17 protein-coding genes are annotated in these 24,036 nt (G+C 35.1%); 9 read left to right on the forward strand and 8 right to left on the reverse strand.

Features of this window, described 5'->3' with window-relative positions:
* Window positions 1–74 precede the first annotated feature (74 nt).
* Genes OLM57_RS10095 through OLM57_RS10115 form a run of 5 tightly spaced genes read right to left on the reverse strand, consistent with a single transcriptional unit; the run spans window position 75 to window position 6,304 of the window.
* Window positions 75–1,322: a glycoside hydrolase family 26 protein gene (locus OLM57_RS10095; protein WP_264563569.1), complete on the reverse strand. Its 1,248-nt coding sequence runs from the start codon at window positions 1,320–1,322 to the stop codon at window positions 75–77.
* Between the two features lie 13 nt (window positions 1,323–1,335).
* On the reverse strand, window positions 1,336–2,520 hold the full coding sequence (locus OLM57_RS10100; protein ID WP_264563570.1) for an AGE family epimerase/isomerase: 1,185 nt from the start codon (window positions 2,518–2,520) through the stop codon (window positions 1,336–1,338).
* A gap of 2 nt (window positions 2,521–2,522) precedes the next feature.
* Window positions 2,523–3,716: a glycosidase gene (locus OLM57_RS10105; protein ID WP_264563571.1), complete on the reverse strand. Its 1,194-nt coding sequence runs from the start codon at window positions 3,714–3,716 to the stop codon at window positions 2,523–2,525.
* Between the two features lie 24 nt (window positions 3,717–3,740).
* Window positions 3,741–5,132, reverse strand: coding sequence for an MFS transporter (locus OLM57_RS10110; RefSeq protein WP_264563572.1), 1,392 nt, complete (start codon window positions 5,130–5,132; stop codon window positions 3,741–3,743).
* 26 nt (window positions 5,133–5,158) lie between these two features.
* Complete coding sequence (locus tag OLM57_RS10115) at window positions 5,159–6,304, reverse strand: glycoside hydrolase family 26 protein (protein WP_264563573.1); 1,146 nt, start codon at window positions 6,302–6,304, stop codon at window positions 5,159–5,161.
* A gap of 279 nt (window positions 6,305–6,583) precedes the next feature.
* Between OLM57_RS10115 and OLM57_RS10120 the strand changes: the two genes are divergently transcribed.
* From OLM57_RS10120 to OLM57_RS10150, 7 genes are all read left to right on the forward strand, one after another.
* Window positions 6,584–7,462, forward strand: coding sequence for a helix-turn-helix domain-containing protein (locus OLM57_RS10120; RefSeq protein WP_264563574.1), 879 nt, complete (start codon window positions 6,584–6,586; stop codon window positions 7,460–7,462).
* Between the two features lie 311 nt (window positions 7,463–7,773).
* Window positions 7,774–10,953 carry a SusC/RagA family TonB-linked outer membrane protein gene (locus tag OLM57_RS10125; protein ID WP_264563575.1) on the forward strand — a complete coding sequence of 1,060 codons (3,180 nt, stop codon included), beginning with the start codon at window positions 7,774–7,776 and terminating at the stop codon, window positions 10,951–10,953.
* Between the two features lie 12 nt (window positions 10,954–10,965).
* Window positions 10,966–12,519, forward strand: coding sequence for a RagB/SusD family nutrient uptake outer membrane protein (locus OLM57_RS10130; protein WP_264563576.1), 1,554 nt, complete (start codon window positions 10,966–10,968; stop codon window positions 12,517–12,519).
* Window positions 12,520–12,539: 20 nt separating this feature from the next.
* Complete coding sequence (locus OLM57_RS10135; protein WP_264563577.1) at window positions 12,540–13,586, forward strand: IPT/TIG domain-containing protein; 1,047 nt, start codon at window positions 12,540–12,542, stop codon at window positions 13,584–13,586.
* 93 nt (window positions 13,587–13,679) lie between these two features.
* Window positions 13,680–14,918, forward strand: a complete 1,239-nt coding sequence (locus tag OLM57_RS10140; protein ID WP_264563578.1) for a glycoside hydrolase family 27 protein — start codon at window positions 13,680–13,682, stop codon at window positions 14,916–14,918.
* 9 nt (window positions 14,919–14,927) lie between these two features.
* Complete coding sequence (locus OLM57_RS10145; RefSeq protein ID WP_264563579.1) at window positions 14,928–15,893, forward strand: glycoside hydrolase family 5 protein; 966 nt, start codon at window positions 14,928–14,930, stop codon at window positions 15,891–15,893.
* Window positions 15,894–15,995: 102 nt separating this feature from the next.
* Entirely contained in the window at window positions 15,996–18,110 is a 2,115-nt protein-coding gene (locus tag OLM57_RS10150; RefSeq protein WP_264563580.1) for an ATP-binding protein, read from the forward strand.
* A 62-nt stretch (window positions 18,111–18,172) separates the two neighbouring features.
* Here OLM57_RS10150 and OLM57_RS10155 read toward each other — a convergent pair whose 3' ends face one another.
* The 3 genes from OLM57_RS10155 to OLM57_RS10165 all read right to left on the reverse strand — a co-directional run bounded on the left by OLM57_RS10155 (window position 18,173) and on the right by OLM57_RS10165 (window position 21,589).
* The gene (locus OLM57_RS10155; RefSeq protein WP_264563581.1) at window positions 18,173–19,507 is read right to left on the reverse strand and encodes an aminotransferase class III-fold pyridoxal phosphate-dependent enzyme; all 1,335 of its coding nucleotides are present in this window, start codon (window positions 19,505–19,507) and stop codon (window positions 18,173–18,175) included.
* A gap of 29 nt (window positions 19,508–19,536) precedes the next feature.
* Window positions 19,537–19,986, reverse strand: coding sequence for a GNAT family N-acetyltransferase (locus tag OLM57_RS10160; RefSeq protein ID WP_264563582.1), 450 nt, complete (start codon window positions 19,984–19,986; stop codon window positions 19,537–19,539).
* 145 nt (window positions 19,987–20,131) lie between these two features.
* Complete coding sequence (locus tag OLM57_RS10165; RefSeq protein WP_264563583.1) at window positions 20,132–21,589, reverse strand: CoA-acylating methylmalonate-semialdehyde dehydrogenase; 1,458 nt, start codon at window positions 21,587–21,589, stop codon at window positions 20,132–20,134.
* 232 nt (window positions 21,590–21,821) lie between these two features.
* Between OLM57_RS10165 and OLM57_RS10170 the strand changes: the two genes are divergently transcribed.
* Both OLM57_RS10170 and OLM57_RS10175 read left to right on the forward strand, forming a co-directional pair.
* Window positions 21,822–23,348 carry a Na+/H+ antiporter NhaC family protein gene (locus OLM57_RS10170; RefSeq protein WP_264563584.1) on the forward strand — a complete coding sequence of 509 codons (1,527 nt, stop codon included), beginning with the start codon at window positions 21,822–21,824 and terminating at the stop codon, window positions 23,346–23,348.
* 11 nt (window positions 23,349–23,359) lie between these two features.
* Window positions 23,360–24,013: a GNAT family N-acetyltransferase gene (locus OLM57_RS10175; protein ID WP_264563585.1), complete on the forward strand. Its 654-nt coding sequence runs from the start codon at window positions 23,360–23,362 to the stop codon at window positions 24,011–24,013.
* The last annotated feature ends 23 nt before the right edge of the window (window positions 24,014–24,036 follow it).

Genomic DNA, 24,036 nt, shown 5'->3' on the forward strand with positions numbered 1-24,036 from the left:
CTAAGGCATTCCGTTTATGATCTTATTACTGCGAATTCTGAAATCTGTTGCTTGACTTATATGTTTAAAAAAACTTAATTCGGTAGAACATACATGCTCTGTAATGTATTTGCCAAAGCCGATTTGGATTTTTTTGCAAAAGTCGTAAAATCAGCTGCATTAGTTGCTGTAGGCGTTGGAACGTAATAGCCGTCTTGGTTATTGTTCCAAAACATAACATAACTGATCTGAATGCTATTGGCGGTCAAAGTGCTGTACAAATAAGTCGAAAACCAATTGGTAACAGGAGAAATAGTTGCTGTAACGCGATAACCAGTCTCGGTCATTGCGGCAATTTTTACTTTGTTGATTGCCAAATCAGAAATTATTTTCAGTTTGGCATTGGCTTTGTCGGCACCCGTTTGTCCTTGGTTATTCAAGTCACCATAATTGTCCATGCCTAAAACATCAACATAAGTATCTCCGGGATAACGGCTCAAATAATTGGCTGATGTTGAATAAGAATTGTCAGGAGAAAAAGCATATAAAATGTTGTGAACCCCTTTGGTATCTCTTAAATATTCAACGGTAAATTGATAAGCCGCTTTGTAATCATCAGCTGAACAGTAATTGGCTCCCCACCAAAACCAGCTTCCGTCAAATTCATGAAAAGGTCTGAAAATAATCGGAATCAATTCTCCTTTGGAACCTTTTAAATTCGAAATTACGCTGGCTACTTTATCCAGTTTTGTTTTGTACCAAGCATTATTTGCGCCACCTGGCAAAATGCTTTTGAAGGCCGTTGCTTTTTGATCTGCGGTCATATCTGCGGCATAAAAACTATCTTCTTTATTGGGTTCTCTGATGTGCCAACAAAAAGTATTAATCATACCTGCAGCATAGGCTTTTTTTACATCACTTATCGTTTTAAGTTCTTGTTGGTAAAACCAATTGTCTGCTTGATTGTTGTTGCTTTTGTCAGTTATAAATAAAAAATCGGAACCCAAAAGAGCGGGATCAAAACCAGTTGTTTTCTTGATATCGGATTCGGATGTAGAACCATTATTGTAAAACCCATTAAAGGCATCTTGCTGACCTATGGCAAATTTGGTTTTTGCCAATTTTTTTAAATTGTAAAATAAAGCAACTGTTTCGGCAGTGGCATTTTTGTCAACCAAATATTCTTTGGCATTTTGGGTTGTAAGCGCATCCGAAGGTGTTGTCACAGGCGGTACTACAACAACAGGCGGCGTTACAGGATCTGGAGCGGGATCATCTTTAGAACAGCTACAGATTAATGTTAAAAAACTGATTATCAAAATTTTTGAGATGGGGTTTTTCATTTTTTTTCATTTTTTAAATTCTGTTTATCAATTCAATACAGGCCCTACTATTGTGATACGGACATTTCCAAAAACCGGCTTTGTCTTTTTTCATTTTAGAGTAATCACCATTTATTCCCCAAAACCATTCGCCTTTTTCCTTGTCAATGATGTGTTTTTGTATAAAATCCCAGTTTTTGAAAACAATGTTCAAGTACTCTTCTTTTCCGGAAAGTTGCCATGCGTTAAAGTAGCCAATCATCAGTTCGGCTTGTGGCCAAGAATGTTTTTCGGTCATTAATTCTTTGGTTTCTGGATCGTATTCGTACCATAATCCGCCATCAGTGTCAATTCCTTCTTTGGTTGCTTCGGCAATTTGAATAGCATATTTTTTATAACTTTCGATTAAGGTTGAATCTCCCGAAATTTCTGCGCATTGCAATAAAAGCCAAGCTGCTTCGATGTCGTGACCATACGAAATAACGTCTTTCTTTTCTACCCAATTCTCATCAAAAAACAATCGTAAATGTCCAGTTTCAATATTGATAAAATACTTTTCGATAGTTTTCAATAAGTCAACAATGACTTTACGCAACGATTCGTCTTTCCATACTTTATATAAATTGGCATACCCTTCAACGATATGCAAATGGGTGTTCATCGTTTTTTTTTCGTTGGCATCTTTTTCGCTCAGGCGCAAGTCCTCAATGGGCTGCCAGTCACGGGTAAATGCTTCCAGATATCCACCTTTCGAGGCATCGTAACTGTACTTTTGAATTTTTTGATACAAAGCAATGGCCATATCCAATGCTTTTTTGTCTAGTGAAACCGAATAATATTCACTCAATCCATAAATAGTAAAACCTAAAGCATAAATTTGATTTTTGGTGTCTTTTGGTGTTCCGTCAGGATTGAGGCTCCAAAAGATTCCGCCAAATTGGGAGTCATAAAAATGGGTTGAAATATAGTCAAAAGCTCGTTTTGCGGTATCTAGGTGTTCTTCGTTATTTGAGATTTTATAAGCCGCTGAAAAGGCCCATAGTAATCTTGCATTTAATACAGACCCTTTCTCAGCTTCGAAGTTTTTTACATCATTATAATCTATTTGGCCGATGAATCCCCAGTTTTTTGTGTCAATAGTGTTTTCCATCCAATAGGAAAGAATACTTTGAAGCTCCAATTTTAGTTCTATTTTTAGATTTTTTAGATTGTTTTGCACAACTATAAAATTTCTTTGTTTTTATTCACTTGTTCGATAATTGTGTTCACAGAACCTGCCGAAGTAAAGGTGTCTTCCGGAGAATTCATCACATAGTCCACTAACTTTTCGACAGTCGAAACGGCCACGTGCATTCTGGTATCTGAAGAGGCATAATAGATAAAAACGGTTCCGTCTTCATCTTCAATCCAGCCATTAGAAAACAAAACATTCGAAACGTCTCCTATTCTTTCTTTACCTTCTGGTGCCATAAAATGTCCAGCCGGAACATGAATTACTTTGGCAATGTCATTCAAATCAGTCATGAACATATACAGCGTATAACGCAAGCCAGCAGCGGTGTTACGCACACCGTGAGCCAAATGCAACCATCCTTTTTTGGTTTTGATAGGTGCTGGGCCAAGACCATTTTTCAATTCGTAAACCGTATGATATTGCTTTCCGTAAATGATTTTTTCGTCTTTTACGATTGGATTGGTCATGTCTTCTACAAAACCAAGTCCGATTCCACCACCGTTTCCTACATCTATAAAACCATCTTGAGGACGTGTGTATAAAGCATATTTTTCGTTTACAAATTCTGGATGCAAAACCACATTGCGTTGTTGTCCTGTATTCGAAATCAAATCGGGTAATCTTTCCCAATTAATTAAATCTTTGGTACGTACTATTCCGGCATTTGCAATAGCGGTACTAGTGTCGCCTTTTGGTGCTTTTGGATCTTTTCTTTCGGTACAAAAAATACCATAAATCCAGCCATCTTCATGGTTGATTAAACGCATGTCGTACACATTGGTATCGGGTTCCTCGGTTTGAGGAATCACACAAGGCTTATCCCAAAACTTGAAATTGTCAACACCATTTGGGCTTTCGGCAACGGCAAAGAATGATTTTCTGTCGGCTCCTTCTACACGGGCCACAAGAATGTATTTGTCATTCCATTTTATGGCTCCCGCATTGAATGTTGCGTTGATGGCAATTCTTTCCAAAAACAATGGATTTGTGTTTGGATTAAAATCAAATCTCCATTCCAACGGCGTGTGTGCGGCTGTTAAAATAGGATTTTTATAGCGAGTATATATTCCGTTGCCAATTCCGTCTTTTGGTTCGTTTTTTCTTCCAATTAAAGCATTGAATTGCTTATCGAGTTCGATTTTAATTTGTTTTAAACTGGTATTTATTTCTGATGTGTTCATAATTGAATGTTGTAAAATCAAGTATTATTTGTTTAAATTTCTTTTGTCATTGAGTTCGTCTTCGATAGTTTGTAGCTTTTCTTCAGACAATGGGTAGAATAAGATGAAAAGTACTGATAATGCCGCTGCAATCGCTGGAAGGATGCTTAGCATTAGTAGTATTCCGTTTTGTGTAGTGAGAGTTTGTACTACATTGGCTTGGAAACCAAAATACCCTAAAAGCCATCCTGTTGCAGCGCCACCTATTGTCCAACCAAATTTTTGAGACATCGAAGAAGCTGAAAAGATCAGGCCAGTGGCTCTTCTGCCTTGTTTCCACTCCGAGTAATCGGCGCTATCGGCATACATAGACCAGATTAAAGGGAAGATACAACCTGCACAAATGCTAATTAAAACTTGGAAAACCATGATAAGCACCACATTTTCTTTTCCGATATAATAGAAAAAGACACTCAAAATAGCCGCAAGTGCCATAGCGCCAAAAAAGGTTTTCTTTTTACCAATTTTGTTGGCAATCGGAGTCGCTGCAATCACACCGATGATGTTGGCAGCTTGTCCAAGCACCAAATAAAGTGTGGTTGGAGTCATTGCAAAATTTTCTCCCAAAATGTTGAAACTATAACTTACGGTACTGCTTACATAATATTTGAAATAGTAAACCGCCGCTCCGTCACGAATTGAATTGAATACCAAAGCGCCAATTCCTGCGCCCAATAAAATCCACCATGGCCTGTTTTTGAGAAGGTCATTTAGGTCTTCTTTTAAATTTGGTTTTTCATCATTTATAGGTTGCACTCTTTCTTTGGTAAGAAAAAAACAAGACCAAAAGAAAATAGTTGTAATGATTCCAAAAACGATAATGGTGTACAACCAGCCTGTTTTAGAATTCAAGCTTCCTCCAAAGTGATTTACCAAAGGTTCAATTAACCAAAGGGCCAGTAAGCTTCCGCCAAAGGCAAAAACCATGCGGTAGGAGGAAAGTGTGGTACGTTCTTTTCGGTCACCCGACATGACGCCAAGTAAAGAAGCGTACGGAACATTAATGATAGAATACACCATCATCATTAAGGAATAAGCAACGTAGGCATATATTATTTTTCCTTTTTCGTCAAAGTCTGGAGTGTAGAACGTTAATATCCCTATAATAGCAAAAGGAATAGCTGTCCATAATAAATACGGCCTGAATTTTCCCCAACGGCTTTTGGTACGGTCTGCAATAATTCCCACCAAAGGATCAAAACAGGAATCCCAAATACGGGTGATCAAGAACATAGTTCCTACCATAGCGGGAGCTATTCCAAAAACATCGGTGTAAAAAAACATGAGATACATACTGAAAATTTTCCAAAACATGGAGGAAGCAGCATCTCCTAATCCGTAACCAACTTTTTCTTTTAGGCTAATTTTATTATTCATTTTATTGAGGTTTATGGTCTTTGGGGTTATTTTTTATAAAAATTTAATTTTGCGGCGTCTTTTTCAAAGAAGATGTTGTCCAAATTGTAAAATTGGATAAAATCTTTCTCGCTTACTTGTCCTTTGAATGGGACATAATAGTGCATTTTCTGTTCTTTTTCCTGCCAGCCGTGATTTCTCCAAACGAGAACATAGGATATTTTATAGTCACTCATGGCTTTCATCAAAGTGTCTGTCCACCATTTGTCATAAGGAATGGCCTCATAACCCGTTTCGGCAAAAGCGATGATTTTATGTTGTTCTTTGGCAATTTGGTCTATTATAGAAAATTGTCTTTGACAGTTTTCTATAAAGGAATTGTCTTTCAATGGGTCATTGTAAATATACTTATCAAAACTTAAAATATCTGCATAGTCAGAACCTGGATAATATTCTAAGAAATCTTCTTTCGAGTTGAAATCGGCGGTATTGTACACATAGATTAAATTATGAATCCCTTTTTTTTGGAGATAGTCAATAGTAAATTTCCAAAGGGTTTTGAATTCTTCTGGACTTCCATTATTCTTGCACCACCAAAACCAATTTCCGGTAAGTTCATGAAACGGGCGATACAGCATTGGAATTAGATTTCCTTTTTCATCCTTTAAAGTTAAGATGTATTTTGCAGCTTCATCCAGCCAAGCTTTATATTTTTCATGACTTTCCCCTCCAGGCAAGGCCGAAGCCAATGATTTTGGGGTGGTGTCCCAGGCAGCTCCGCCTGTCAAAGGATTGTTGAAATGCCAACTGAGAGTGATAATTCCACCTCTATTATATCCGTCAATGATATATTGTCTCATTTTGTCAAAAGGAATACCGTCTATGTTTTTATCAGATTTGGTTTCCAAACCACCTAAATCCCAACCGTAAACAGCTGGATAATCACCAACAACATCTTTTACATCGCTTCTGCCTGCTTCATATTTCCAGTTTACACCATATGCTAAATCGTCTTGATGGCCAAAAAGGATGCCTTTATTAGCATTTTTTTGTAAATTATAATATAAAATACGAGTATTAGCTGTAGATTTTTTGTCGGATAATGATAATTTAGTATTATTAGACTGGGAATAAGAGATCAACATCGAATTAAAAACGAGTGCGAATAGAAATATTTGTTTGGTTTTTATCATGTTTTTATTTTTTGTTTTCAATTATATAAAAAATTTTTAAAAGATAATTGATTTGAATGTCAGATGATTGAGTAATTAAAATTTTTGAATATAAAGTTTTGTATGCTTTTTTATCAAAATATCAAAAATAATGCTCCATTATAATGATATGTATATTTTAAATATATTTTTATATCTAAATATAGAATTTCATTTTTCAAAGATATATTAATAACATGTTTTGAATTAATATTATTTTATCAATTTTATATCTTATTATTGCAAATTAAAAATAGAATTATGAGTGCTTTTAAAAATTTTCATAGAGAAATAGTTCCGCTCGCGTCACAAGATAGTTTTTTGGTATTTGATAGAGTCAAAGACGAATTTGATTATCCGATACATTATCACCCCGAATTTGAAATCAATTTTATATTGAATGGTAAAGGCGTAAAACGTGTCGTAGGTGACAATATTGAAGAGATTGATGATATTGAATTGGTGCTTGTTGGTCCTAATTTATATCACGGTTGGGAATTGAATAAATGTAGAAACAAAGAAATTCACGAAATAACAATTCAATTTCATAATGATCTTTTTCATGAATTTTTGTTGTCCAGACGCATTATGACACCTATAAAGGAGATGTTTAACCGATCTGTGCATGGTATTTTATTTTCAAATCAGGTAGCCGAAATGCTCACTCCACGGTTGATAAAGATATCCAAACTGGATGGAATGGATTATTTTTTGGAAATTATATCCATACTCTATGATCTTGCCAACTCCCGAAATCAAAGACTTCTATCGACATTTACAGTAGAAAATGACACTTTTGAAGAGTATGACAAAATGAAATTGATTTATGATTATATTCAAAAGAATTTTGCCGAAAAACTATCTCTGGAAGAAGTAGCAGGTGTTGCAAATATGACGACGATATCTTTTAATCGTTTTATAAAAAAGCGTACTGGTAAAACGTTTGTCAATTATATTAATGACATCCGTATTGGGTATGCGGCCAGATGGTTGGTTGAGAAAGACCTGAGTATATCTGAGGTTGCGTTCAAGTCGGGGTTCAATAATATAGCCAATTTCAACAGAAGTTTCAAAGCCTTCAAGAAATGTACGCCCAGTCAGTACCGTGATGATTTTTCTGGATTAAAACGGATTTTGTAATTTGTGTCTATTTATCTATAAAAATGCTCCTTGCGAACTTTTTCAAGGAGCATTTCTATTTTAATAATTAACTATATGATATATAATACAGGCATTAAATACAAATAATTTAAAAAATTCTATTTATAATTTTGTAATATGTAATTTAATTTTTCATTTTGAAAATATATTATCATGAAATGATATAATAATATTAACTTGATGTTAACTACTGTTATAAATTTGTTAATTATAAAACATATTAATTAATACCTATAATAATATCAGAATTCCCTTTTGAAATTATTAAACTTAACTAACAAATTTTTATTATGAAAAAATTATTATCCGACTTAATTCATTGGAAAGTAAACCACAGAAAGGTTCCATTGATGTTCTTATTATTGGCATGTGGTTTTATTAATGCACAAAATAAAGTGCAAGGAACCGTTACAGATGTAAATGGTCTTGGTTTGCCAGGGGTTAATATTTCGGTTGTGGGCGCCTCAAAAGGTGTTTCTTCTGATTTTGATGGGAAATATTCTATAGATGTACCTGCAAATGCAACTTTGTCTTTCTCATTTATTGGGTTTCAAACTCAAAAAATGCCTGTAAAAGGGAATAGTAAAATTAATATTACTTTGGTTGCTACTTCTGAAACTTTGAAAGAAATCGTTGTAATTGGTTATGGAACTCAAAGAAGAAAAGATGTAAATAGTGCCATTTCGTCTATTAAAGGAAAAGATCTTGACGATGTGAAATTGTCTTCAGTAGATCAAATGCTTCAAGGTAGAGTGTCTGGAGTATCTATTTCAAACAACTCAGGAACGCCAGGTGGTGCAGCTTCTGTACGAGTTAGGGGAACAACTTCTCTTAACGGTACCAATGAACCTTTGTATATTATTGATGGTGTGCCAGTCTCTGGGGATGCAACGAATAAAGCATCAAGCGGAAGACCAATTGCAGGAACAGATTTTACCTCTATGGGTAACATTGCGGTTAGTCCGTTGTCGATGATTAATCCAAATGATATTGAATCTATTGATGTATTAAAAGATGCTTCTGCAACTTCTATATATGGAGCTAGAGGGGCAAATGGGGTAATTATTATTACAACAAAATCGGGTAAAAAAGGAACAGGTAAAATATCTTTTGATACTTATACATCTGCTCAAACTAATACCAAAAAGTTGGACGTAATGAATTTGCAACAATATGCAAGACAACAAAATGCTCTGGGAACCGCTTTTGGAAATCAAACTCTTCGTCCAGAATTTTCACATCCAGAATTGTTGGGGCCAGGCACCGATTGGCAAGACGAAGTTTTTAGAACGGGAATTGCAAATAGTTATCAGTTGTCTTTCTCTAAATCGAAAGACGATACAAGCTATTATTTATCTGGAGGCTATTTGAGCAATCAATCTACTATTATTGGTACTTATTATCACAAATACAATGTAAGATTGAACGTGGATTCTAAAGTTAAATCCTGGATGAAAGTGGGTGCAAATGTGAATGGCAGTTTTTCTGACGAAAATGTAACTGTTAACTCTAATTATAATGGTATCATAAGCAATACATTATTGCAAGCGCCAGATATTGCTGTTAGTAATACCGATGGTACCTATGCTGGCCCACCAGACTCGAGTCAAAATGTTGCTTACTTTAACCCAGTTGCCGAAGCTTTGACAACTACAAATACATTAACTAGAAAAAACTTTCTTGGAAATGCGTATGCTGAAATTAGTTTCACAGATCACTTAAGATACCGTGCAGAAATAGGGGGAAATACAGAGTATTCTCAAAATGATTTGTATAATCCAGAACACCACTGGGGAGCTTATAATAAAGATGAAGCGAATTTGGATATTAGAAGACAAAGTTGGTATTCTGTCAATATAAAAAACATGTTGACTTATGACAATCAATTTGGTAAAAGCAAATTGAATGTATTATTGGCTCAAGAGTCAAATGATAGTCACTGGGAAGGAACCATTGCTTCTGCAAAAGGATTTTTGGCAAATGATCCTCATACGATTAACCTAGCTAATCCAAAAAATTCAACTGTTACTGGTTATCAAGGTAGCCAAGCTCTTTTGTCTTATTTTGCTCGTGCAATATATGAATTTGACAATAGATACAGTATGACAGCTTCTTACAGAGCGGATGGATCTTCAAAATTTGACCCAACAACCAAAAATCAATGGGGTTATTTCCCTTCTATTGCTGTGGGTTGGAAGTTATCTAATGAAGCTTTTATGGAGACCACTAAAAAATACATAGACGATATCAAATTCAGAATAGGATATGGAGAAACAGGAAATCAACAAATTCCGAATAACAGATATTCTGCGATGCTTACTACACAAAATTCAGGATTAGGTTCAGGATTTTTGGTTGCCAATAGCCCAAATCCAGATTTGAAATGGGAATCGCTTCAACAAACGGATTTAGGTCTTGATTTTACAATGTTTGATGCAAAATTAAATTTCACTATAGATTTATATCAGAAAAAATCAAAAGATTTCTTATTTCAGGTGCCGTTACCGCTTTATTTAACAGGAGGTGGATACCAATATGGTGGAATTGATGCTCCTTATTCAAATTTAGGAAGCATGCAAAATAGAGGGTATGATCTTACATTGGGTTATAATTTAGTTTCAGGAGATAGCTTCTCATGGAATACTGCTGTCAATGTTTCTCAATACAAAAACGAAATATTAGAAATTCAAGATGGTTTAATTGTAACAGCCGAAGTAAATACAAATGGATATATCCCTTACACAGTAACAAATTCTGTTGTTGGTCATCCAATGGGAATGTTTTGGGGATACAAAACGGATGGACTTTTTCAAACGCAAGCTCAACTTGATTCAGCTCCATTGCAATTTGGTCAGGCTGTAGGAACTGCTCCAGGAGAAACAGGATTAGGAGATGTTAAATATGTGGATGTAAATGGTGATGGAGTTGTAAACGCAGATGATAAAACATTCATCGGAAATCCACACCCAACAGTAACTTATGGATTTACGAATACTTTCAAATACAAAAATTTCGATTGTTCTTTGTTTTTGCAAGGAGTATATGGAAATGATGTTTTGAATTTGACTAGAAGAAATGGTATTATGAATTCAAATTTATATACCAACCAATTGGTCGAAGCGGCTAATTTTTGGACACCAACAAACACTAATACCAATATTCCAAGACCAGAAGGAAACTCAAATAGTAACAACCTTCAAATTTCTGATCGTTTCATTGAGAGTGGTTCTTATTTAAGAGTTCAAAATTTCACTTTTGGCTACACATTGCCTTCAGATGTGATGTCTAAATTAACAATATCTAAATTGAGATTGTATCTTACAGGACAAAACTTATTTACGTTTACCAATTATTCAGGTTATGATCCAGAGGTAGGTTCAATCAATCAAAATACATTGTTGTCAGGAATAGACAATGGTAGATTCCCTTCTGCAAGAACGGTATTGATGGGTGTAAATGTTGAATTTTAATAAAAACAAATCATGAAAAACTTTTTTAATATATACAAATTGTCAATACTAGCAATTGCACTTTTTGTTTCAGGTTCGTGTTCGAACGACTTCTTAGATCGTCCCTCAGAGGATGGTATAAGTTTAGACTCTTATTATTCTAGTGACGCTCAAGTCGCGGCTGCCACAAATGGTATGTATAGTAGAACTTGGTTTCAATTTGGCAATAAATTTTTCTGGGCCATATCCGAAGTGGGTTCCGGAAATATGTGTACATTTTCATCCGATGTAAATGCCATGAGAAATTTCTCTTTGACAGGAACTGATGGTGAACTTGCCAATGGATGGCAGTCTTTATGGGCAAATGTTGCTCAAGCCAATTCAATTATTAATTTTTTACCAGAAAGAGTGGGTTCGGGAGTAAGTCAAAAAGTATTAGACAATACTGTTGGGGAAGCTTATTTTATGCGAGCAACCGCTTATTTCTATTTAGTAAGATTGTGGGGGCCAGTGCCAATAATCGAAAACAATTTAGATTATGCCAATACTCCACAAATTAATACTAATAATGTTGATGACATTTACAAATTAATTATCAGTGATTATAAAAATGCAATCGATAGAGTAGAAGCAAAAATTAGAACATCTAATTATGCTTCTAATGGGCATATTTCTAAAGGTTCAGCCAAAGCAATGTTGGCCAAAGTATATTTGTATCAAAAAGATTATGCAAATGCAAAATTATTAGCAGGAGAAGTAATTGCCAGCAATGAGTTTAAATTGTATGGTGGAGATCAATTGCCAGGGAAAACATTTGGAGATTTGTTTTTAACAGGAAACAATAATAATGAAGAATCTGTTTTTGCATTACAATGGAAAGGTGATGGGAATTATGGTTCAGCCAATAATTGTAATACTCAATTTGGAACTTCAGATACTTCTAATGCCAGTTATGGTGGTGTTTTTGGTCCTTCTCAGGATATTTTATCTGCCTATAGTGCAGGTGATAAAAGAAAGAGAGAAACTTTTATGGTACCTGGAGATACTTATGCTATTAAATCGACTCAAGGTGCAACATTTACACTTCCAGTTGGGGAGAATGCACAAGGTTCTGGAGCAGCGATTAAAAAATATTGTATTGGTAAAGTTACAGAATCAACAGGTCCAGCAGACACTTGGAATATGATGAACAATAATACATACATCATGCGTTATTCTGAAGTTTTATTGATATATGCTGAAGCAGTTTTGGCTGGTGGTGCTAGCACAACAGACGCCTCTGCTTTGAGTGCTGTTAACGCAGTTCGCAAAAGAGCTGGTTTAACAGATTTGACTACAATCACTTTCGATGCTATTTTTAAAGAAAGAAGATTAGAACTTTGTTTTGAAGGAGATTATTGGTATGATTTGGGTAGAATTGACAGAGCTAAGGCTATTGCAATTATGTCTGCTCAAAATAGAGGAAGTAAAGCTAATGCCGAATATTATACTCCAACCGAAGCGGATTTTTTAATCCCTTATCCTGATGTTGACGTGGCCAAAAATCCTAAGTTATTGGAGCCACCAGTTCCTTATACTTTTAAATAATTATTTTAATATAAAAGACTATGAAAAAATTAAAAATAAAATATGTATTGAGCTTCTTTATGATGGCTTCAATATTTATAAGTCTATTGTCTTCATGTTCGAATGATGATAGTAATAATACGGTAGGACCTCTGGCAATAAAAAGCGTAAGCAAAGCTGTTGAGGGAACATTAACTCCTACGGATATTGGTTATCCAGCCAATATGTATATCATTCAAGGAAGTGGATTTATAGGAGTACAAAAAATTTATTTTAATGATGTTGATACCTATTTCAATCCTACTCTGGTTACGGATAGTGCTATTTTTGTGACTATTGATATAGATACGCCTTATGAAAATGCATCTAGTGAATTAAAAGTGGTAACCCAAAATGGGACAGTAACCTATCATTTTGTAATTGCACCGCCAGCCCCAATACTTAAAAGTTATAATCCAATCAATGCTGCTGCTGGAGATGTTGTTACTATTTATGGTTCTTTCTTTTTAGATCCTATAGTTACTTTTGGAACAACACCCGCTACTATTGTATCTCATACTATAGAGCAAATACAGGTAAAAGTGCCAGCTGGAGCAAACGATACTTACCCAACAGTAACAACTATTTCTGGTTCTGCTACCGGTAACGTTGCTGTAGGTACCGCAATTTATGATGATATATTTTATGGTATAGATGGTGTAGGTGGATGGGGAATATCAAATACCAATATTGAAAATACTGTGGCTTCAGAAGTAGCACAAGGTGTAAAAGCAATAAAAGTTGATATCACTTCTTGGTCTGGTTTCCAGATCGATATGTGGGCCAATGGAGGACATCCAGTTCCTGCAAATGCTACAGGTATTAGATTTCAAATGAAACTTAAAGCAGATGCAAAAGTTAGAGTTATAGTAGGTGGAGATTGGGGACATCAAGTTTGGTTTGATATTACTACGGAATATGCTACTTATGTTGTAAAATGGTCTGATTTAGGGTTGACAGGACCTCCTGCAACAATTGGTTCAATAGTATATGGTAGTGATGGTACAGATACTACGTTCTACATTGACAATATTGGTTTTGCTTTATAATAATTGGTTTTGTTTATTGAGTTAGTTTAAGATATCCCCTAATTTTTTAATTAGGGGATTCTTTTCTTTTATAAATAGTATAAATACATAAAAATGAAAAAATTACTCCTCTCTATACTTTTAAGCAGTATAACCATCCAGGGATTCTCTCAAGGAAATGTTTACAAACAAGGTTCTGGAAAATTTGAAGGTCTAGCGATGACACCGCCTATGGGTTGGAATTCTTGGAATACTTTCGAAACCAATATCGATGAAAAACTAGTCAAAGAAACTGCCGATATTATGGTTTCTTCAGGAATGCTAGCTGCGGGTTACAATTATATTGTCCTCGATGATGGCTGGATGTCAAAAAATCGTGATATAGAAGGCAATTTAGTGCCAGACACAATTAAATTTCCAAGCGGAATGAAATCCTTAATCGAATATGTACACTCCAAAGGATTAAAATTTGGTTTGTACAATTGCGCCGGAACGCACACTTGCGCCGGATACCCTGGCACACGAGGATATGAATATCAAGATGCTCGCTTTTATGCTAATTTGGGTATTGATTTCTTAAAATACGATTGGTGCAACACCGCCGGAATCAACGCTCCAGAAGCCTATGCTACGATGAGCAATGCCCTAAAAACTGCTGGAAGACCTATCGTTTTCAGCCTTTGCGAATGGGGTGATAACAAGGTTTGGGAATGGGGTAAACCAATAGGAAACCTTTGGAGAATCTCGGGGGATATTTACCCATGTTTTGATTGCGAGTTTCACCACGAAGAGGGAAATTGGTCTTCATGGGGATTCATGAAAATTGCCGAAATGCGCAAAGATATTCGTAAATATTCAGGTCCAGATCATTGGAACGATTTTGATATGATGGAAGTGGGAGACGGAATGACCAATACCGAAGACAAAACCCATTTTGCAATGTGGTGTATGTTGTCGTCTCCATTAATCGCTGGAAATGATTTAAGGAAAATGTCCAAAGAAACCTTGGCTGTTTTGACCAATAAGGAACTCATCTCGATAGATCAGGATAAATTAGGAATTCAGGGATTCAAACTTTCTGCCGAAGAGGGACTGGAAGTTTGGGTAAAACCGTTATCTGATGGAGCTTGGGCAATTACCTTTTTGAACAGAACCGATGCTCCTAAAAAAATCAATTTCGATTGGAAAAAGAACCCAATAAAGGATACTGATTTTGGTTTTGAAGCCGATTTCAATAAAATAACCTTCAAAATTAAAGACCTTTGGAAAAACAAGGAAGCAGGTACGACCAAAAAGAATTTTACTGCCGATATTGCTTCTCATGATGTTATTACACTTATACTAATTCCTTAAATTTAGAAAATGAACTTTAAATCTAAAATCATTCTTCTTTTGCTTGCGTTGAGTTGCAGCTTGGTAAACGCACAATTCGTTAAAAAACACGGACAACTTAGTGTAAAAGGAACGCAGTTAGTAGATAAAAACCAAAACCCAATTGTTTTAAGAGGGGTGAGTTTGGGCTGGCATAGTATCTGGCCAAGATTTTATACTGAAAAAACGGTAGCTTGGTTAAAAAAAGATTTTGATTGCACCATCGTTCGCGCTGCTATGGGTATCGAAATAGGGGAGCATCCGTATATGAAGGAGCCGGATTTTTCTAAAGATAAAATAGAATCCGTAATAAAAGGAGCCATCAAATCCGATATTTATGTTATCATCGATTGGCACAGTCACAATATTAATTTAAAGGAAGCCAAGGAGTATTTTGAAGAGATTTCGAAGAAATATGGAAAATATCCAAATGTAATCTACGAGGTATTTAACGAACCGGATTACGAAACTTGGCCAGAGGTAAAAGCCTATTCCGAAGAAGTAATCAAAGTAATTCGAGCCAATGATCCTGACAATATTATTTTGGTAGGAAGCCCAAAATGGGATCAGGATGTAAATTTACCAGCGGCAGATCCTATAAAGGGATATGATAACTTAATGTACACGATGCATTTTTATGCGGCTACCCATCAAAAAGAACTTAGAGATAGAACAGATGAAGCGATAAAAAGCGGTTTGCCTATTTTTATCTCCGAATCGGCTGGTATGGAAGCTACCGGTGATGGGTCAATGAATTACAAAGCGTGGCAGGAATACATCGATTGGATGGAAGCTAGAAAGCTAAGTTGGATTGTTTGGTCTGTTTCAGATAAAGATGAAACCTGTTCAATGTTAAAAAAATCAGCAGATTCAGAAGGCAATTGGAAAGACGAAGACCTTAAAGAATCCGGTCTGAAGACACGGGAATTTTTAAAAAAATATAACAAAACGAATTAGTTTGTTAAAACCAAAATCCAGCCTCAAAAGAGCTGGATTTTTTTGTATTATAAAAAAAACAGTATATTGCAACATTATTTCCGATGTAATTTATATAACTGAATGAAATTAACACTAAAACTAACGACTTATTCCAAATTGGTTTTGTTAATCATTGGGGTCTGCTCGCTCTTTTTATTGCTTTTTCTTTCTTTATACCTTTACACAATCCAGCAAGAAACAGATGTTTTTAGATCCAATTCAGATCAGTATAAAACTGAAGTCAATCGATTGTTTGATTTTAATTCAAAGACCCAAATTGTTACAATAAATGACCTAACCTATTGGGATGCATTGGTCAATTTCACAAAAACAAAAGATACAATTTGGTATAATAATTATATATCAAATGAATTTCCCACCTACGAAGTCGATTACATAGCGGTTTATGATTTGAGTAAAAAGTTTATTGTTAAAACCTCAAAACCTAATTTCAAGAGCGAAAATTTCATACCTGTGCAAGCGATGATGCATCTGTATAAAACTAAATTTTCTAGATTTTATATGCGTGTCCCCGAAGGTGTAGTAGAAGTTTTTGGTGGAACCATTCATACTTCAGATGATCCGGGAAAGACAAAAACAAAGCCTTTTGGTTATTTTTTTATGGCACGGCTTTTAGATCAAAAATATTTCAAAAATCTAGAAGAAATTACAACTTCAAAAATTCAGCTTTTAAATAAAGTTGATACCGATACAATTGATAATAACAAAGTTACTTCGGTTATAAAATTAAGGGATAGTGACAATCTTGTGGTAGCCAAATTGTTATTTGAAAGACCTTCATATCTCAACTTTGAAAGAACAAAAGAATTGTTGTTAATCATTGTTATTGCTACTTTATTAACTCTTATCGCATGTATTTATTATGCTAATAAATGGATTTACAAGCCATTACGATTAATCACTACTATTCTCGAAACCAATCAAGAAATTGCAATAAGCCATCTTAAAAAAGAGCCTGGTGAGTTTGGCTACATAGGTAATCTATTTGACGACCATAGGAGAAATCGGTTTCAATTGGAGAAATCGAAAGAAAAAGCAGAGGAAAGTGACAAACTTAAATCTACCTTTTTGGCCAATTTATCGCATGAGATCCGTACACCAATGAATGCTATTATTGGTTTTGCCGATTTATTGTTGGATGAAAGTTTAAGCGAAGATTTCAAAAAAAAATACCTTAAAATCATTAAGAACAGCGGAAAAAGTTTGGTATCCATTATTGAAGATTTGATCGAAATGTCAAAAATTGATGCCAAGCAAATTACTCCAAATCTCAAAGGATTAAATATAGAAAAGTGTTTAAATGAATTGTATAATACACTCAAAGTTACCATCCCCGAGGACAAAAATTTCAGTTTTCATTTAATTAAAAATAATGATAAACTTGGGAAACACATTTTGACCGATGAAGTAAAATTGAAACAAGTCATTGTTAATTTATTGACAAATGCCATAAAATTTACAGAAAAGGGTCATGTATCTTTCGGATTTAGTGTTAATCATGAGAAACAATTATTGGAATTTAGAGTAGAAGATACCGGTTTAGGAATAAGCGAAAAAGATTTAAAAGTTATTTTTGATCGTTTTAGAAGAATTGAAGATGATTATAGCATATCACTTAGCGGTTTAGGACTGGGCTTGTCCATTTCGAAAGCCTACATAGAAATGCTCGGTGGCGAGATCGGAGTAACATCGGTTTATGGTAAAGGTTCTGTTTTTAAATTTACTATTCCTTTGGTTTATGATGAATCAACAAAAGAAAAATCAGTTTTGAATGGTGAGCATTCGAATGTAAATTTTGAACCAAAAGTGATACTCATCGCAGAAGATGATAATATAAATTACCTATTGTTGAAAACCATATTAGAACGAAAAAAACACATTATTTTGCGAGCCAGAAATGGTCAGGAAGTGGTAGATATTTGTGCCAAAAATCTGGAACTTGATTTGATTTTTATGGATATAAAAATGCCAGTTCTAGATGGGTATGAAGCTTTTGAAATTATAAAAAAGAAACGACCAGAACTTCTTGTTATTGCTCAAACTGCTCATTCTTCTGCGGAAGTAAAAGATCGAATTTTAAAAGCGGGTTTCTCAGGTTATATTACAAAGCCATTGGATAAAGAAAAAATTTATGAGGCTATTGATGAAGTATTTCAAAATAAAATAATTTCATAAAAAAATAAAATCCAAAAAAAAGAGGCTTTTTACATTAAAAAAGCCTCTTTTTTGATTTTGTTTTAAACCAAATGCTCATCGGCAATTGATAATGCTTGTGAAATAATAGCTAAACCTTCATCTATTTCTGCTTCGGTAATGCATAAAGGGGGTGCTATAAAAATATATCCCCAGCGTACAAAAGTGTATAATCCCAGTGCTCTTACTTTGGCAGCAATTAAATTGGTGACTTTCAATTCATCACCGCTGGCGTTGTAGGGTGCAATCAATTCGCCTGTGGTTTTATTTTTCAATATATCCAGACAACCCAATAGACCAGTGTTTCTAAAAGCGCCCATACTTGGGTGTTTTGGTCGCATTTCGGCTATTTTAGATTCTAAATAAGCACCCATTTTTCGAGTATTTTCAATTAAATGATCGCTTTCGTAAATATTTATTACTGCCAATGCCGCTGCCAAAGCAACTGGATGTGCATTGTAAGTAAGACCAATCATCATAGGGGTATTGTCGAATTTTGCGGCAATTTTGTCAGAAACCATTAAACAACCCAAAGGAATATACGATGAGGTCAGTCCTTTGGCCATACAAATCATATCTGGGATAATATCATGGTTTTCAAAACCAAACCATTTTCCAGTTCTCCCAAATCCGCTCATGACTTCATCGGCAATAAATAAGATATCATATTTTTCGCAAAGAGCTTTTACGCCTTTTAAATACCCTTGTGGGTAATGCAAACAGCCCGAAGAGCCGCTTTCTCCTTCAAAAATAAAGGCTGCAATATTGGTTTTTCCTTCAAACTGGATCACTCTTTCTACATATTCTAAGCTTAAACTCAATTTAGTCGCTTCATCCAAATCTTTCATGCCGAAGAAATAGTAAGGATCATCTAGCAATACTGCATTGGGCATTTGTTGCGAATCATTGGCCAGTTTTCTCGGATCACCACCTACAGACATTCCGCCGATAGACCCGCCATGAAAAGCGCGATATCTACCAATAATTTTGTGTCTTCCTGTATACAATCGCGCTAGTTTGATTGCATTGTCTACCGAAGAAGTACCACATAATGTAAAGAAGGCTTTGTTCAAATCACCGGGACATATTTCAGAAAGTTTTCTGGCCAGTTTTGCTCTTATTTCGGTGGTGCAAGTTGGGGTTACAAAGCTCACTTTTTGCATTTGTTCTACCACCGCTGCTGTAACTCTTTGGTCGCCATGACCAATATTCACCGACATTAAACCAGACGAAAAATCGATTATTTTGTTGCCATCACAGTCGTATAAATAAACCCCTTCGGCTCTTTCTATAGCTATTGGATTTACACTGGCTTGCGCCGACCATGAAAACAAGCTAAATTCTTTACTGTCATTTATGATTTGTTCTTTACTTAACATTATGTGTTTAATTTATTATTTGATTATTATTAGTTGACAGTGAGGTCGTAACTGTATAGAAAGTCCTCTCTCACAAAGCCCATTTTATGGTATAATCCTTGAGCAACGGTATTGTTTTTTGCTGTTCGTAATCGAATGTCATTAGCACCTAACTCTTTTGCCAATTCAACAGTTTGTAAAATTAATTTTTCACCAATTCCATTTTTTCGAATAGAAGAATCGACAAATAAGTCGTTTAAAATCAGTATTTTACTCAGTGCCAATGAAGAGAAAGTAACATATATAAGCGCGAAACCAATTGCTTTTTCCAAATTTGAATCTTCAAATGCTAAAAATACAATCGCCTCATTATTTTCTATTCTTTCTTTCAAATACGCTTTGTGTCTTTCATAATTGGAAGGTTTTTTGTAGAAAATAGCATATTGATCGAACAAGTTTGTCAATTGGTCTAAATCTTGAATAGTGGCTTTTCGTATCATAATTGGTTATTTTTAAGTGGTTTAAAAACTAAAGTTACAAAAAAAACTTTACTTTCAGAATAAAGGTTTAGATTCTAAATCCAAAAGACAATAGTAAAAGTTCTAAATCCTAAATTTTAAATTCCAAAATCTAAATCCGCAATTATCAACTCATCCAGTTGGTTCCCGCTTCCGGATTCCATTTGGTTGTGGTTTTCTTTTCTTTGGTAAAAAATCCAATCGAACTTTTACCTGTAATATCACCAGTTCCAAAACGAGATTCATTCCATCCACCAAAACCAAAAGGCTCTCTGGGAACAGGGACTCCAATATTTACACCACACATTCCTGCCGAAGCATTTTCGGTTACATAATTGGCCAATCCTCCGCTTTGGGTAAAGACAGAGCACGCATTTCCATACGGATTTGCATTTTCTATAGCCAATGCTTCATCAATTGTGTTGACACGAACAATGGCCAAAACGGGGCCAAATACTTCTTCTCTAGCAATTTTCATATCGGCAGTGGCGTAGTCAATGAGTGTTGGGCCAACATAAAAACCATTTTCTTTTCCGGGAACAATTGTGTTACGGCCATCCAAAATGATTTTGGCACCTTGTTGTTCTGCTTCTGTAATATAGGCTTCTATTCTGTCTTTGGCAGCTTTAGAAATTACGGCACCAAGCGTAGTTCCACATTGAATTTTTTGGGCATCTGCAATCAATCGATCCAATATTGTATCACAGTTTCCTACTGCAATTAAGGTTGCCGCTGCCATGCATCTTTGACCGGCACAGCCACTCATTGAGGCTACAATATTGGACGAAGCCATTTCTGGATGTGCATCTGGTAATAATAGGATGTGATTTTTGGCGCCTCCAAGTGCTAGTACTTGTTTTAAATTGTTGCTGGCTCTTTGGTACACAATTTTGGCTACTTTGGTAGAACCTACAAAAGTAACGGCTTGAATTCCCGGATGATCACAAATATTTTCTACAGTGGTTTGTGTTCCGTTTATAATGTTGAATAATCCATCAGGCAATCCCGCTTCTTTGAGGAGTTTGGCAGTATATTGACTACTGATAGGCACTGCTTCCGAAGGTTTTAAAATAAAAGCATTACCGAGAGCAATAGCATTTACAATGGTCCAATGGGGAACCATGGTAGGAAAATTAAAAGGAACAATAGAAGCTACAATTCCCAAAGGAACTCTGGTCGAAGAGCAAAATACCCCTTTGCTTACTTCCATGTTTTCTCCATTTACAAATTGAGGTAACGAGCAGGCAAACTCGGTTAGTTCAATTGCTTTGTCGATTTCTGCTTTGGCTTCACTGTGAATTTTTCCGTTTTCTCTATAAATAATCTCAGTCAATTCCTCGCTGTTTTTTTCTAGTAATTGTTTGTATTTATAAAAGACTTGAGCCCTTTCTTTCAGGGTGACTTTTTGCCAAGCTTTTTGTGCTTTTTGAGCAGCGGTAATGATTTCATTCAAATCATCCATGGTGGATTCTTTGAAAGTAGTCAATTCCTTACCGTCTAAAGGCGAAATAACGGAATGGATTTTTGTTGAACTTCCGGATTTAAACTCCCCGTTTATAAAGTTTTTTACTTCGTTAAATGACATTTTTTTAGGTTTTAATTTTTTCAAATATACAAAAAATAGTAAAAAAACAATAAATTTTTTTGCGTGTATTAAAAATATTGTTAGATTTACAAAATAATCACTTGCATATTGATTTATTTACAATAAGAAATATTATTAGAAATAAGCCTTTATACCTGTATTATTAATTTAAAGCATTAACCACTTTAGATTATTGAATTAACCAAAACCAAAAACTAAATCCATTAAATTTATGAAATCAGTATCTACTATTATCGGTGTTGCATTATTATTTCTGGCTACACTTTGTTTTTTTGTCCATTGGCACGCACTTGTTCCTGCCTTTACCGTTTTGGGTATTGCCATGATTACGAGAAAAGCTTTGGAGCCTTTAATTATAGGTTGCGCAATAGGATTTGCATTGTTGGCGCAACATGGAGGTTCTGAGGAATATTTTCCAGAAGGGAAAGGAATGATTTTTCCGTTGAATATGTTTGACGGTATGTTTACTTCTATTGCGAGAGATGCTCATGATCAAGGACTAATTTGGGTTATACTCGTGTGTATACTTTATGGTGCATTTGTGCAATTGTTGAATGCGTCTGGAGGTATCAAAGCTGTGGCAAGATATTCTGAAAATCATGTTACCAATAAAAAGCAATCGTTGATAATGACTTATTTTCTAAGCTTTTTCTTTTTTCTTGATGATTATTTGAGTGCTTTATCTGTCGGTAATACCATGAGACCAATTACAGATAAATTTGGTGTTTCTAGAGAAAAACTGGCTTTAGTGCTTACAATGGTTTGCGTACCGATTACCATTATTTTTCCGATTTCTACCTGGACTATATTTTACGGAACTCAGATTGTTGCTATTGATGGAGGTGTTTTGGATGCAGCTGGAGTAGCAATTACCAATCCGATTCAGGCTTTTTTGGGAACTATTCCGTATAATTTTTCGGCTTGGATTTCTTTGATTATGGGTGGTTTAATTGTTTTTCAATTAATTCCAGACACAAAAGCAATTAAAGAGGCCGAAGCCAATGTAAAACCAATAGAACCAGCAGCAATTAAAATAGTAAAACCAAATGCTAAGCCGGGTAAATTAGTATATTTTATTCTTCCGATTTTGGTTTTAATTTGGTGTACGGTTTTTCCTTACCCATTTGATATGGATTATTGGGGAAGTTTTACCTTCTCTTCAGAATATATATTTGGTAGCATCGATGCGTTGCGTGGTATCGTTACAGCAGTGGTGTTTACCTACATGTATTTTTTACTTTTCAAAGTAATTAAATTCAATAAAATATCGAAACATTTTGTATTGGGATTGGAAACAATCACATTCGTATTAACCGTTTTGGGCTTCACTTATTTACTGAAAGATGTACAAAATGCATTAGGTTTTAACGAATTTGTTGTTGCAAATTTACAAGGAATCAGCTGGTTGAATAGTGCTACTTTACCTTTTATTGTTTTTGCTTTGGTTGCTTGGATTTGTTGGGCAACGGGATCAAACTGGGGAATATATGCCATTCTTGTGCCTACTACAGCATTGTTGTCGCACACATTGGGAGCTAATTTTTGGTTGAGCCAAGGAGCATTAGCATCAGGAACAGTTTGGGGAGCCGCTGCCTGTTTCTTCTCAGACAATCGAGTATTAACGGCACAATCTTGTAAAGTCAATATGATGCAACATGGAATTTCACAATTCCCTTATCAGTTAACAATATTTGTAGCTTCCTCGGTGTTGTATTTAATAGCTGGTTTTGTGCTGTAATTGAATAAGTTATGATTAGAAAAGATGTTTTGTTTAATGAATTTCTAATTCGAAATGCAACTCCTGAAGATGCAGTTCAGATGGAATATGTTCAAAAACAATGTTATCCTACTTTGCATCCAACAGAGTTATTAAACAGAGAACATTTTATAAATCATATCAAAGTTTTTCCAGAAGGTCAGATTGTATTGGAAAGAGATGGGGTTATTGTAGGCTCAGCGAGTACCTTTCGGACTAATTTTCCAACAAAGGAATCTACATTTCTGGAATCATCGGATAATTTATGGATTACAAATGCCCATGTTCCCGATGGTGAATGGATGTATGGAATAGACATGGGAATTTTACCGGAATACAGAGGTTTGGGCCTTTCGACAGAAATGTATTTGGTGCGGCAGGAAATATGTAAAAAACTAGGTCTAAAAGGCCAACTCATTGCAGGAATGACAATAGGTTATGGCAAAGTAAAGCACAAAATGGCCATAGAAGAATATTGTTATGCGCTGGAAATTAAGAAGTTTACAGACCCTACGGTGACGCCTCAAAAGAAAGCGGGGTTCAGATGGATAAAGCCATTGTACAATCATATTAATGATCCAGAAGCCGGTTTTGCCTGCATTTTAATGTATTATCCTGTTGATGAAGATTATAAATTAAAATTATAATAGATTACTAAGGGGCTAAGAAT

The sequence above is a fragment of the Flavobacterium sp. N3904 genome, assembly GCF_025947305.1.
GTDB lineage: Bacteria > Bacteroidota > Bacteroidia > Flavobacteriales > Flavobacteriaceae > Flavobacterium.